Raw genomic sequence first — 12,436 nt, forward strand, 5'->3', positions numbered from 1 at the left:
CGACCCCCGTCACGATCCCAGCCGCCGGATCGCCGCCCCCACCGGGACTGAACTCAGCTGCAAGAGCTGGCTCACCGAAGCCCCCATGCGCATGCTGATGAACAACCTTCACCCGGACGTGGCAGAGCGCCCCGAGGACCTGGTGGTCTACGGCGGCATCGGTCGTGCCGCCCGGGACTGGCAGTGCTTCGACGCCATCGTCGAGACCCTCAAGCGCCTGGAGGACAACCAGTCGCTGCTGATCCAGTCGGGCAAGCCGGTGGGCGTGTTCGAGACCCACAGGGACGCCCCGCGGGTGCTCATCGCCAACTCCAACCTGGTACCGGCCTGGGCCAACTGGGAGCACTTCAACGAGCTGGATAAGCAGGGCCTGATGATGTACGGCCAGATGACCGCCGGCTCATGGATCTACATCGGTTCCCAGGGCATCGTCCAGGGTACCTACGAGACCTTCGTCGAGGCCGGGCGCCAGCACTACGACGGAAAGTTGGCCGGGCGCTGGATCCTCACCGCCGGCCTCGGCGGCATGGGCGGCGCCCAACCCCTGGCCGCGACCCTGGCCGGGGCCTGTTCGCTGAATATCGAGTGCCAGCAGACCAGCATCGATTTCCGCCTGCGCACCCGTTACCTGGACGAGCAGGCCAGCGACCTGGACGACGCCCTGGCGCGCCTCGAGCGCTACACCGCCGAGGGCAAGGCGGTTTCCATCGGCCTGTGCGCCAACGCCGCCGACGTGCTGCCCGAGCTGGTGAAGCGTGGCGTGCGCCCGGACATGGTCACCGACCAGACCAGCGCCCACGACCCGCTGCATGGCTACCTGCCGTCGGGCTGGAGCTGGGACGAATACGTGGCCCGGGGCAAGACCGAACCCGAGGCGGTGACCAAGGCCGCCAAGCAGTCCATGGCGGTGCATGTGCGTGCCATGCTCGACTTCCAGGCCATGGGCGTGCCGACCTTCGACTACGGCAACAATATCCGCCAGATGGCCCAGGAAGAGGGCGTGGAGAACGCCTTCGACTTCCCCGGCTTCGTACCGGCCTATATCCGCCCGCTGTTCTGCCAGGGCATCGGCCCGTTCCGCTGGGTGGCGCTCTCCGGCGACCCGGAGGACATCTACAAGACCGACCAGAAGGTCAAGGAGCTGATCCCGGACGACCCGCACCTGCACAACTGGCTCGACATGGCCCGGGAGCGGATCGCCTTACAGGGCCTGCCGGCGCGGATCTGCTGGGTCGGCCTGAAGGATCGCGCCCGCCTGGGCCAGGCCTTCAACGAGATGGTTGCAAAAGGAGAGCTCAAGGCACCCATCGTCATCGGCCGCGACCACCTGGACTCCGGCTCGGTGGCCAGCCCCAACCGCGAGACCGAGGCGATGATGGACGGCAGCGACGCCGTCTCCGACTGGCCGCTGCTCAACGCCCTGCTCAATACCGCCGGCGGCGCGACCTGGGTCTCGTTGCACCACGGCGGAGGCGTGGGCATGGGCTATTCACAGCATGCCGGGGTAGTGATCGTCGCCGACGGCACGGACGAAGCCCACGCGCGCCTGGGCCGGGTGCTGCGCAACGACCCGGGCACCGGGGTGATGCGCCACGCGGATGCCGGGTACGATATTGCCAAGCAGTGCGCCCGCGACAACGGCCTCGACCTGCCGATGCTGGAGAAATAAGCGCACCACACCAACTCCCGACGCGCTGAGCACCGGGGGCAGACCGAAGAGGAGGTCCGATTCCATGGAAGGAATCGGTAGCGCCCAGGGAGGGGTTCACAGCGCCTCCTCGAAGGTCTGCCGCCGGAAGAGCTCCGATCCAGCAAGGTGCTGAAATAAGCCCATGTGGCAGACAGGAATCCCCTATATGACTCATCTCGAGATCCACCCCGGCAAGATGACCCTGGCCCAGGCCCGCCAGGTGTTCGAAGCGCCGCTGACGGTCAGCCTGCCGGCCAGTGCCGACCAGGCCATCCAACGCGCCGTCGATTGCGTCAATCGCGTCGTGGCGGAAGACCGTACCGTCTACGGCATCAATACCGGCTTTGGCCTGCTGGCCCAGACCCGCATCGACAAGGCGCACCTGGAGGAGTTGCAGCGCTCCCTAGTGCTCTCCCACGCCACCGGTGTCGGCGCCCCCATGGACGATGCCCTGGTGCGCCTGATCATGGTGCTCAAGGTCAACAGCCTGGCCCGTGGCTTCTCGGGCATTCGCCGAAAGGTGCTCGACGCCCTGCTGGCACTGGTCAATGCCGAGGTCTACCCACACATTCCGCTAAAGGGCTCGGTGGGCGCCTCGGGTGACCTGGCGCCCCTGGCCCATATGAGCGTGGTACTGCTCGGTGAGGGCAAGGCGCGCTACCGGGGCGAGTGGGTCTCCGCCAGGGAGGCGCTGACCATCGCCGGCCTCGAGCCACTGGCCCTGGCCCCCAAAGAGGGCCTGGCACTGCTCAACGGCACCCAGGTCTCCACGGCCTATGCGCTCAAGGGGCTGTTCGAAGCCGAGGACCTGTTCGCCGCGGCCACGGTGTGCGGCTCACTGACGGTGGAGGCAACCCTCAGCTCACGCTCCCCCTTCGATGCCCGGATCCACGAGGCTCGCGGCCAGCCTGGCCAGATCGATGCCGCGGCGGCGTACCGCCACCTGCTGGGCGAGCGCAGCGCGATCAGCGACACCCATGCCGACTGCGACAAGGTGCAGGACCCCTACTCGCTGCGCTGTCAGCCCCAGGTAATGGGTGCCTGCCTGACCCAGCTGCGCCAGGCCGCCGAGGTATTGGCGGTGGAGGTCAACGCGGTCTCGGACAACCCGCTGGTGTTCGTCGAGGGTGGGGACATCATCTCCGGCGGCAACTTCCATGCAGAACCGGTAGCCATGGCCGCCGACAACCTGGCCCTGGCCATCGCCGAGATCGGATCGCTGACCGAGCGCCGCGTATCGCTGATGATGGACAAGCACATGTCCCAGCTGCCGCCCTTCCTGGTGGAGAACGGCGGGATCAACTCCGGGTTCATGATCGCCCAGGTCACCGCCGCGGCCCTGGCCAGTGAAAACAAGGCATTGTCGCACCCCCACAGCGTCGACAGCCTGCCCACCTCGGCCAACCAGGAGGACCATGTCTCCATGGCCCCGGCCGCCGGCAAGCGCCTGTGGGAAATGGCCGACAACGTGCGCGGCATTCTCGCCATCGAGTGGCTCGCCGCCTGCCAGGGACTCGAGTTCCGCAAGTCAGCGGACGGTCAGCACCTGGCCACCACCGAGCCGCTGGAAAGGGCCCGCCGCTCCCTGCGCGAACGGGTCGCCTACTATGACAAGGACCGTTTCTTCGCCCCGGATATCGAAGCCGCTACCGAGCTGTTGAAGACCCGGACCCTCAATGAGCTGGTGCCGGTGTCGCTGCTGCCCAGCCACTGAGCTGAGCAAACGGGCTCTCTAAGGGCGTCAGCGTGATCCGCGGCCGCAGCAGCCCTTGAACTTGCCACCGCTGCCGCAGGGGCAGGGGTCGTTGCGGCCCGGCTTCAGGCGGGTCACGCTGGGGCTGCCATCGAGGTAGACCCAGCGCCCCGCCTCCTGCACGAAACGGGAGTTCTCCTCCAATACCGCCCAGCGCCGGCCTTCTCGGAAGGTGGCGCGAAAGTGTACTCGGCCGCAGGCCGAGTCCCCCTCTCCCTCCTCACTCGCATCCAGCACCTCGAGACGCACCCAGCGGGTCGCGCCACCCGACTCGAGATGTTGCGGGCGCGTCGACGTATGCCAGGAGGCCAGCAGGTAGTCGGTCAGGTCGAGGGAGAAGGCACTATAGCGCGAGCGCATCAATGCCTCGGGATGGGGTGCCGGCTCTCCGCGATGGAAACGGCCACAGCATGCTGCCAGTTTGCTGCCACTGCCGCAGGGACATGGCTTACCGTCCATCGGCTCGGTGCCGTTGTTACTCATGACTCACCTCTCCTACACTGGAAAGCAACTTGCCGGCCGGTCACAGGATGACCCCTTGCCCTATTGGGCAGCAGCTCACTGTGCGTCGGTGATAGCCAGGACGACTTCACCAGGCAGCACAGCAGGTTAAGACCGATAACTTGTCCTGCATCACTGCAGTGCAACATTGTTTATGCTACACATGGTTGCAACCGTTATTCGCCTTCGGAGATAAGGGAATGCCCGAACGCCAAGATCCCCCCCGTACCGCCTGGCACGCCCTGTCGGCAGACGACGCTCTGGAAAGGGTCAAAGGCTCCCGCGAGGGCCTCCCGGACGACGTCGCCCGGGAACGGCTGAACGAATATGGCCCCAACAAGCTGAAGCAACAGCAGGGTCGCCCCTGGTGGAAGCGCCTGCTCGAGCAGTTCAACAACATCCTGATGCTGATCCTGATCGTGGCGGCGGTGGCCAGCCTGGGGCTGGGCCAGACGCTGGATGCCCTTGCGATTCTTGGTGTCGTCATCATCATTGCACTGATCGGCTTCATTCAGGAGGGCAAGGCCGAACAGGCGCTGGAGAGTATACGCGACATGCTCTCGCCCCAGGCGAATGTGCTGCGCGGTGGGAAGCGACGGACCATCGATGCCGAGGAGCTGGTGCCCGGCGACATCGTGATGGTGGAGAGCGGCGACCGGATACCGGCAGACCTGCGACTGATCGAGGCGAAGCGCCTGCGTACCGAGGAGGCGGCGCTGACCGGGGAGTCCACGCCGGTCGACAAGCAGACCGAGCCGGTGGAGGAAGAGGCCGACCTGGCCGAGCGTAGCGCCATGGCCTACGCCAGCACCATCGTGGCCCAGGGTACGGCGGTGGGCCTGGTGGTGGAAACCGGAACCCATACCGAAATCGGCCGTATCTCCGAGATGCTGCGCGATGTCGAGCAGCTCAAGACACCCTTGCTGCGCCAGCTGGACCGGGCCGGCCGCGTGCTGGCCGTCTTCATCCTGGCTGCCGCCGCACTGACAGCAGCGTTCGGGGTGATCATTCACGACCAGGCCATCAGCGCCATGTTCATGGCCGCAGTGGGCCTGGCGGTTGCCGCCATCCCCGAAGGCCTACCCGCCATCGTGACCATCACCCTCGCACTGGGGGTTCAGGCCATGGCGAGGCGCAACGCCATCATTCGCCGGCTACCTGCCGTGGAGACCCTGGGCTCGATCTCCACCATCTTCTCCGACAAGACCGGCACCCTTACCCGCAACGAAATGACGGCTCAGGCCATCTGGCTCCCCGAGGGCGAGTTCCGCCTGTCCGGCATCGGCTTCAAGCCGGAGGGCAAGCTGCATCTCGCCCCGAGCGACGAGGAGAGCGACGAAGTGGGCGAGGCGGTCTCGCTGGACGACCACCCCGCCCTGGCTCACTTCCTCAAGGTCGGCGTGCTGTGCAACGACGCCGAGCTGGCCAAGGAGGAATCGCGATGGACGATACACGGTGACCCCACCGAAGGTGCGCTGGTCGTGGCCGCGGCCAAGGGCGATGTCGATACCCGCAAGCTTCGCTGCGATCACCCCCGCCGGGACGCCATTCCCTTCGAGTCCGAGCGCAAGTACATGGCCACGCTCAACGACCTGGATGGCCCCCGGCTGCTGGTCAAGGGCGCGCCTGACCGGCTGCTGGAGATGTGTCACAGGGTTCGGGGTGACGATGGCGATACCGAACTCGACCACCAGGAGTGGGAAGAGCGGATCCATGAGCTGTCGTCGCGTGGCCTGCGAGTGCTGGCGCTGGCGGAGAAGGATGGCGAGGACATCTCCGGCGAATTGAGTGACGAACATGCCGAAGAGGGCCTGGTGCTGCTGGGGCTGGTGGGGCTGCTGGACCCGCCCCGGGAAGCGGCCATCAAGGCGGTCAAGCTCTGCCAGGAAGCCGGTATCCGCCCGGTGATGGTGACGGGTGACCATGCCGTGACCGCCAGCGCCATCGCCGACCAACTGGGCTTTGCCCAGACCGAGAATGCGGTAAGCGGGCGCGAGCTGGAATCCATGAGCGACGAGGAGCTCGAAGCCAGGATCCTGAAGGTGGATGTCTTCGCCCGCGCCGCGCCGGAGCACAAGCTGCGCCTGGTCAAGGCCATGCAGGCCCAGGGCGGCATCTGCGCCATGACCGGTGACGGGGTCAACGATGGCCCCGCCCTCAAGCGGGCCAACGTCGGCGTGGCCATGGGTGTCCAGGGGACCGAGGCCGCCAAGGAGGCCGCCGAGATGGTGCTGGCCGATGACAACTTCGCCACCATCGTCAGTGCCATCGAGGAGGGGCGGAAGGTCTATGACAACATTCGCAAGACCATCACCTTCATCCTGCCCACCAACGGTGGCCAGGGCCTCGCGATCATGCTCGCCGTGCTCGGGGGGACCATGCTGCCCGTGACGCCACTGCAGGCGCTGTGGGTCAACATGGTGGTGGCGGTGACCCTGGGCCTGGCCCTGGCCTTCGAGAAGGCCGAGCCGGATATCATGCAGCGTCAGCCACGGGATCCTTCCGCCGCGCTGCTCGACCTCTTCCTGCTGTGGCGGGTGGTGTTCGTATCGGTCCTGCTGCTGATCGGCGTGTTCGGCATGTTCACCTGGATCCTGCTCGTTCAGGAAGGCAGCCCGGAGCTGGCGCGGGCCGGGGCGGTCAACATGCTGGTCCTGGGCAGCGCCGCCTACCTGATCAACAGCCGCTTCCTGGTCCACAGCGCCCTCTCCGTGCAAGGCATCTTCGGCAGTCAACCGGTATGGCTGGCCATTGGGCTCGTCGTCCTGCTGCAGCTTGGCTGGACCTACCTGCCCTTCATGCAGACGGTCTTTGGCAGCGCCGGCCTGGAGCCGCTGCATTGGCTCGTGATTCTGGCCGGCAGCGTGGCGTTATTCCTGATCGTGGAGCTGGAAAAGTGGGTGCTGCGCCAGCGCAAGTCGTCCAACACCCCGGCGACGGGACGGCATGGCAAGGCCAGTACCTCGACACCGCAATGAGCATCCGTCACTGGCAGGCATGGGCATGGCGACTGGCGATACTCTCTGTGCTCTGGTGGGCGATCAGCGGCGGCGACCCCGCCTCCTGGGCCTGGGGAGTGCCTGCCATCGTTGCCGCGGCGGTGCTGATGCCAACCTTCAACTGGCACCTGCGCCCCATGGCACTGCTACTTTTGATACCCCATGCTCTCTGGCTGGCCCTTCGTGGCGGGCTGGAGGTGGCCTGGCTGGCCTGCCGCCCCTCGCTGAACCTCAACACAAGAGTGGTCGAACATCCCTGGCATTATCTGCCCGAGGGGCCTGCCCAGCTGTTCATGGCCAGCCTGATCAACCTGGTCCCCGGCACCCTGGCACTGCGGCTCGCCAGCGGCTCCCTGCAGGTTCATGTCCTGAACCTGCATGACGATACGCCGGCCTCCCTGGTACGACTCGAACGACGTGTTGCCGCACTCTTTGGAATAGCAATCGACAAGGAGACATAGCGCCATGACGACATTCCTGTATGCCGCTGGTGCCATCCTGCTCCTGGCCAATGCCGGCGTTGGCGCCTGGCGCATCCTGCGCGGACCCACCAGCGCCGACCGCATGCTGGCCGCCGAGATGATCACCACCTCGGCCATCGCCGTACTCCTGCTGCTGAGCATCGTCTCCGGCCAGTCGGCACTGGTCGACGTGGCGCTTCTCTTCGCCCTGCTGGCCGCCGTGGCCATGGCCAATTTCGTCACGCGCACCTGGACGCTGCTGCGCGATGACAAGGACGCCCGCGAAGAGGCTCGCCATGACTGAAGCGCTGCATTGGCTCGGCTACGCCTTTGTTGCTGCCGGCATCCTGTTCTTTCTGGCCGGCAGCCTCGGCCTGCTGCGATTTCCGGATGTCTTCACCCGACTGCACGCCTTGACCAAGGCCGACAATCTCGGCCTCGGCTTGATCTGCCTGGGCCTCGCCCTCCAGGCCTCGGGGCCTGCCGAGGCCGTTAAATACCTGCTGATCTGGCTGCTGATGCTGGTTGCTTCCGGTATCGGGGCCACCCTGATCGCCTCGACGGCGCTCGCCTGCGGCCTGGCCCCCCGTCAGGCCGATAGGCCGCCATCCACGTCGACAAGCCAAAGGCCCACCGAGCAGTGAGTGTGCTGGCCTGGGGGTTCGATATGCTGCTCGCCGCAGGCTTGCTGTGGCTTGCCTGGCAGGCGCTGTTCACCCAGCGCCGCTTTTCCGCCGTGGTCAACTTCATGGCCTTCTACCTGCTGATGGCACTGGTCTGGGTGCGCCTGGACGCACCGGATATCGCCCTGGCGGAGGCCGCCATCGGCGCCGGTGTCACCGGGGCACTGCTGCTGACCGCCCTGGGGCGACTGCCTGCCGGCACCAGCGTTGGCGCCGACCCGCGCCGCTGGCAACGCCCGCTGCAGCACCTGGCCATGGCCGGCGCCGGCATGGGTGTGATCTGGCTGGCCTGGTCCGCTTACCACCTGCCTCGGCCGGGGCTCGCGGGTGAGGTCACGGCGACGCTTGATGCCACCGGCGTCAGCCATGCCGTGACCGCCGTACTGCTCAACCTGCGCGCCTTCGATACCCTGCTCGAGATCGTCATCATGCTGGCGGCCGTGGTGCTGGTATGGTCGCTGGGCCCACCGCTGGGCCCACCGCTGCGGGCCTTCGCCCCGGCCACGGCCTTGCCCGGGCTTCCGGCGCTCTCCCACTTGCTGCATCCCTTCTTCGTGCTGGTACCGGTGTATCTGCTGTGGCGTGGCACCCACGCTCCCGGCGGCGCCTTCCCAGCCGGCGCCGTCATGGGTGCCGGCGGGGTGCTTTTGCTGCTGACCGAAGCCAGGCCCTGGGAGTACCTGCGTCATCATCGCCTGCTGCTGCATGTTCTATTGGCTGCGGGCATGGCCCTGTTCCTCGTCGTTGCCCTGGGCGGGATGCTGCTGACCGGCACCTTCTTCGCCTTTCCCCTGTTCCTGGCCCCGACGCTGATCATGGCCGTCGAAATCGCCACGGCGCTCTCCATCGCCCTGATGCTGATGGCCTTCTATCTCTATGGGGAGCCGGGGCAATGAGCCAGTTCTACGCCGTACTGGCGGCCCTGCTGTGTGGCATGGCACTGATCGGCCTGTTCCAGACCGAGGACCTGCTGCGACGGATCCTCGCGCTCAACGTACTGGCGAGCGCCGTCTTCCTGCTGCTGGTCACCGTGGCCCGCAGCGCCGAAGGCATCGACCCGGTACCTCACGTCATGGTGCTGACCGGTATCGTGGTGGCCGTCAGCACGACCGCGGCGGCCCTGGCCCTGGTCATTCGCGCCAATGAGGCGCGTCGCAGGCACGAGGACGAACCATGATGCCGGCGTGGGCGCTGCCGCTGTCGGTTGTCGTGCCTCTCTGCCTGGCCATCGTCGCCTTTCTCGAAGGGCTCTCACCCCGGCGACAGGTACAGCTGGGGGTGCCCGCCATCCTGGCCAGCCTCGGCGTCGCCTCGCTCCATCTGCTGGAGCACAGCGCCCTGGTGCTTGCCCTGGGGGATTGGCCAGCACCGCTGGGCATCGTCTGGCAACTGGACGCGCCCGGTGCGCTGATGCTGGGCATGACCGCCATCGTCGCCGCTGCAGGGAGCGTTGCCCTCCTGGCCGACGACAAGACGGCCCGGGACCGGCACCTGTGGCCACTCTGGTGGCTGCTGTGGGGCGGGCTCAATGCTCTGCTGCTGTCCCAGGACCTGTTCAACCTCTATATCACCCTGGAGCTGGTGACCCTGGCCGGGGTGGGGCTGGTCGCCCGTTCGCCGCAGGACCCCGAAGGCAGCGCGGCTCTGCGTTACCTGCTCGCCTCCCTGCTTGCCTCGCTGCTGTTCCTGCTCGGTGTCGCCCTGCTTTATGGCCAGACCGCCAGACTCGACATGGCACTGCTTGGCGACACACTGACCGATAACGCCACCTCGCGCCTGGCCGCCATCGCCTTGAGTCTCGGCCTGATGATCAAGGCGGCCATGGTCCCGCTGCATACCTGGTTGCCCTCGGCCCATGCGCGAGCCCAGGCCCCGGTCAGCGCCATGCTTTCCGCCGTGGTGGTGGCCGCCACCCTGTTCGTCCTGTGGCGGCTATGGCTGGGGCCACTGGCCGCCCTGCAGAGCGCCCTCGGCAGCTGGCTGGCAATCGTCGGTACGGCGGCCCTGGTCTGGGGCGGCATTCAGGCCACCCTGCAGTCACGCCTCAAGCTGCTGATCGCCTGGTCGACGCTCTCCCAGAGCGGCTACGCCCTGCTGCTGCTTGGCCTGGCCGGCACCGCAAGCTGGCCCGGCGCAGGCAGCGGGGGAAGTACGGCCACCGAAGGCGCCCTGCAGATACTGCTGGCACACGGCCTGGCCAAGGCGGCCATGTTCATCGCCGCCGGCGCCATCGTGGCGGCCTACGGCCATGATCGCCTCAGCCGCCTCGGCGGCAGCGCTGCCCGACTTCCGCTGGCCTGGCTGGCCATTGCCCTGGCCGGCTTGAGCCTGCTGGGGGCTCCGCCCACGGGCGGCTTCGTCGGAAAATGGTGGCTATTGAGCGCCGCCTTCGCGGAGGGGAACGGGCTGATTGCGGCGGTCGTTCTGCTGGGGACGCTGATCACCGCTGCCAGCCTCTGGCGGCTGCTCGACCTGGCTCTCTGTCCCGCGCCGACGGCGATTCAGCGGCCCCTGCCCCACCCCGATGCCCCGCTGGCGGGCCGCCTTGCCATGCTGGCGCTGGGCCTGGCGCTGCTGGCCTGGCTCCAGGGGCTGGGCACCCTGGGGCTGGGCACCCTGGGGCTTTCGAACCATGCAGTGGGGCTCGGCATGAACCTGGACTCGCTCGGCTTGATCTTCATGCTGCCGGCCCTGGCGGTCTGGCCAATCGCACTGGGCGCCACCCACGCCTGGCGCCACGCCTTTCCCGCCTCGAGACGGCTCTTCTCGATCATGCTTGTCGCGGCAGTGGCGCATCTGGTGACGCTGGTTGCCGGTGACCTGCTGACCTTCTATATCGGCACCGCCATGCTCAGCCTGCTGGGCTGGGCCATGGTGCAACATGACGGCGACCGGCCGGCGCGACTCGCCGGTACCGGCTATCTCGCCATGATGCTGCTGGCCGAGATCGCCATGCTGGCGGGGCTGGCACTGATCACCCTCACGACCAACGACCTGAGCTTCTCGGCGCTGGCCGTCGCAGAGCCGCCGGCACTGGCAATCGCTTTCCTGGCCCTGGGGCTCGGACTCAAGGCCGGCGTGCTCGGCCTGCATGCCTGGCTGCCCCTGGCCCACCCGGTGGCGCCCCCCATGGCCAGTGCGATTCTCTCAGGGCTGATGATCAAGGTCGGCGTGCTGGGTGCGCTACGCCTGCTGCCGGAGGCCGAAGCCGCCGCCGACTGGGGAGTGCCACTGCTCACCCTTGGCATCATTGCCAGCCTCTACGCCGCCCTGCGAGGGGTTCTTCACGAACACAACAAGGCGGTACTCGCCTGGTCCAGCGTCAGCCAGATGGGCTTGATCACCGCCCTGCTTGGCCTGGTGATACTGGCCGAGGCACCCACGGAGGCCCTGACGGCATTGCTGCTGGTGGTAACGGTACACTCCCTGGCCAAGGGTTCGCTGTTCCTGGGCGCCGGCATGGCCAACCGAACCCGGGGCCGGGTTCGCCAGCGAGTCGTGGCGGCGATGCTGCTGCCAGCGCTGGCCCTGGCCGGGATGCCGCCGCTGGGCGGGGTGCTGGTCAAGGCCAGCGTGGAAACGGCAATGGGCGACAGCGGCCTGCCCACCTGGCCGATCATCCTGAGCGGCGTCGCCACCGCCCTGCTGATGCTGCGCTTCTTCTGGCTGCTACTGATGAGGCCGGAGCCCAGCCACCATCTCCTGGTGATACCCCGCTGGCTCTGGTGGGCCTGGCTCGGGCTGGGACTACTGGCTGCCCTCGCTCCCTGGGGCTGGCAGTGGGTCGACCCGGTGACCACCAACATGGAAAAAACGCTGATCACGGGCCTCCTGTCACCGCTGATTGCCATCACCCTGGCGGGCATGGTCCTGCCGGCCCGCCGGCTGCATCGCACCCTGGCCAGCCGGCTCGAGAGCTGGGGAACCTACCGACAACGACAGGGAAGGCGTCGTGCTCGGCAGCTGCGCATCCTCGCCTGGCGATTCCGGCGCGCCGAGGCCTGGCTGATGCCCTGGCCCGCCTTCGGTATTGCACTTGGATTGATGACACTGGGGATGGGGCTCGCCAGCCTGGCGTGAAGCCCCTACCAGAAAGTCCCCGACCTTCCTTACAGCTTGCTTTCCAGCTCCGGCAGGATCTCGAACAGGTCACCCACCAGACCGCCAGTATCGAGAGCGCGACCTGGAAGATCCCGATCTTCTTAAAGCTTACTCTCGAGCTCCGGCAGGATTTCGAACAGATCACCCACCAGACCATAATCCGCGACCTGGAAGATCGGCGCCTCCTCGTCCTTGTTGATGGCGACGATCACCTTGGAGTCCTTCATGCCGGCCAGGTGCTGGATGGC

At 67.0% G+C, this 12,436-nt stretch carries 10 protein-coding genes and 1 pseudogene; 9 read left to right on the forward strand and 2 right to left on the reverse strand.

Annotation, left to right across the window (positions count from 1 at the left end; translation table 11 throughout):
* Together hutU and hutH are read left to right on the forward strand one after the other, a co-directional pair.
* On the forward strand, nucleotides 1-1,669 hold a 1,669-nt coding region (gene hutU, locus LY622_RS03865; protein WP_255762005.1), incomplete at its 5' end, for a urocanate hydratase.
* Nucleotides 1,670-1,856: 187 nt separating this feature from the next.
* The gene (gene hutH / locus LY622_RS03870) at nucleotides 1,857-3,404 is read left to right on the forward strand and encodes a histidine ammonia-lyase (RefSeq protein ID WP_234289682.1); all 1,548 of its coding nucleotides are present in this window, start codon (nucleotides 1,857-1,859) and stop codon (nucleotides 3,402-3,404) included.
* A 27-nt stretch (nucleotides 3,405-3,431) separates the two neighbouring features.
* Here hutH and LY622_RS03875 read toward each other — a convergent pair whose 3' ends face one another.
* Nucleotides 3,432-3,926: a YchJ family protein gene (locus tag LY622_RS03875; protein WP_234289683.1), complete on the reverse strand. Its 495-nt coding sequence runs from the start codon at nucleotides 3,924-3,926 to the stop codon at nucleotides 3,432-3,434.
* A gap of 218 nt (nucleotides 3,927-4,144) precedes the next feature.
* On the opposite strand from LY622_RS03875, the gene LY622_RS03880 reads away from it, so the two are divergent.
* The 7 genes from LY622_RS03880 to LY622_RS03910 are packed head-to-tail and all read left to right on the forward strand — an operon-like array spanning nucleotide 4,145 to nucleotide 12,167.
* On the forward strand, nucleotides 4,145-6,922 hold the full coding sequence (locus LY622_RS03880; RefSeq protein WP_234289684.1) for a cation-translocating P-type ATPase: 2,778 nt from the start codon (nucleotides 4,145-4,147) through the stop codon (nucleotides 6,920-6,922).
* On the forward strand, nucleotides 6,919-7,404 hold the full coding sequence (locus LY622_RS03885; RefSeq protein WP_234289685.1) for a Na+/H+ antiporter subunit E: 486 nt from the start codon (nucleotides 6,919-6,921) through the stop codon (nucleotides 7,402-7,404). The genes LY622_RS03880 and LY622_RS03885 overlap by 4 nt, the downstream gene beginning before the upstream one ends.
* A gap of 4 nt (nucleotides 7,405-7,408) precedes the next feature.
* Nucleotides 7,409-7,708, forward strand: coding sequence for an MrpF/PhaF family protein (locus LY622_RS03890; RefSeq protein WP_234289686.1), 300 nt, complete (start codon nucleotides 7,409-7,411; stop codon nucleotides 7,706-7,708).
* A complete protein-coding gene (mnhG, locus tag LY622_RS03895) occupies nucleotides 7,701-8,048 on the forward strand; it encodes a monovalent cation/H(+) antiporter subunit G (protein ID WP_234289687.1) in 348 nt (115 codons plus the stop codon). Before LY622_RS03890 ends, mnhG begins: the two co-directional genes overlap by 8 nt.
* A 23-nt stretch (nucleotides 8,049-8,071) precedes the next feature.
* The gene (locus tag LY622_RS03900) at nucleotides 8,072-8,983 is read left to right on the forward strand and encodes a hydrogenase subunit MbhD domain-containing protein (RefSeq protein WP_234289688.1); all 912 of its coding nucleotides are present in this window, start codon (nucleotides 8,072-8,074) and stop codon (nucleotides 8,981-8,983) included.
* Complete coding sequence (locus LY622_RS03905; protein WP_234289689.1) at nucleotides 8,980-9,264, forward strand: NADH-quinone oxidoreductase subunit K; 285 nt, start codon at nucleotides 8,980-8,982, stop codon at nucleotides 9,262-9,264. The genes LY622_RS03900 and LY622_RS03905 overlap by 4 nt, the downstream gene beginning before the upstream one ends.
* Nucleotides 9,261-12,167 (forward strand): proton-conducting transporter transmembrane domain-containing protein, encoded by a 2,907-nt coding sequence (locus LY622_RS03910; protein ID WP_234289690.1) that lies wholly within the window; start codon nucleotides 9,261-9,263, stop codon nucleotides 12,165-12,167. The genes LY622_RS03905 and LY622_RS03910 overlap by 4 nt, the downstream gene beginning before the upstream one ends.
* A 122-nt stretch (nucleotides 12,168-12,289) precedes the next feature.
* On the opposite strand, the pseudogene LY622_RS03915 reads toward LY622_RS03910, so the two are convergent.
* A pseudogene (locus LY622_RS03915) lies at nucleotides 12,290-12,436 on the reverse strand (electron transfer flavoprotein subunit alpha/FixB family protein); the annotation flags it as partial.

The sequence above is a fragment of the Halomonas alkalisoli genome (assembly GCF_021412585.1).
GTDB lineage: Bacteria > Pseudomonadota > Gammaproteobacteria > Pseudomonadales > Halomonadaceae > Halomonas > Halomonas alkalisoli.

Coding starts and splice junctions, on each gene's coding strand:
- hutH (WP_234289682.1), top strand. CDS start 1,857: ATGACTCATCTCGAGATCCACCCCGGCAAGATGACCCTGGCCCAGGCC.
- LY622_RS03875 (WP_234289683.1), bottom strand. CDS start 3,926: ATGAGTAACAACGGCACCGAGCCGATGGACGGTAAGCCATGTCCCTGC.
- LY622_RS03880 (WP_234289684.1), top strand. CDS start 4,145: ATGCCCGAACGCCAAGATCCCCCCCGTACCGCCTGGCACGCCCTGTCG.
- LY622_RS03885 (WP_234289685.1), top strand. CDS start 6,919: ATGAGCATCCGTCACTGGCAGGCATGGGCATGGCGACTGGCGATACTC.
- LY622_RS03890 (WP_234289686.1), top strand. CDS start 7,409: ATGACGACATTCCTGTATGCCGCTGGTGCCATCCTGCTCCTGGCCAAT.
- mnhG (WP_234289687.1), top strand. CDS start 7,701: ATGACTGAAGCGCTGCATTGGCTCGGCTACGCCTTTGTTGCTGCCGGC.
- LY622_RS03900 (WP_234289688.1), top strand. CDS start 8,072: ATGCTGCTCGCCGCAGGCTTGCTGTGGCTTGCCTGGCAGGCGCTGTTC.
- LY622_RS03905 (WP_234289689.1), top strand. CDS start 8,980: ATGAGCCAGTTCTACGCCGTACTGGCGGCCCTGCTGTGTGGCATGGCA.
- LY622_RS03910 (WP_234289690.1), top strand. CDS start 9,261: ATGATGCCGGCGTGGGCGCTGCCGCTGTCGGTTGTCGTGCCTCTCTGC.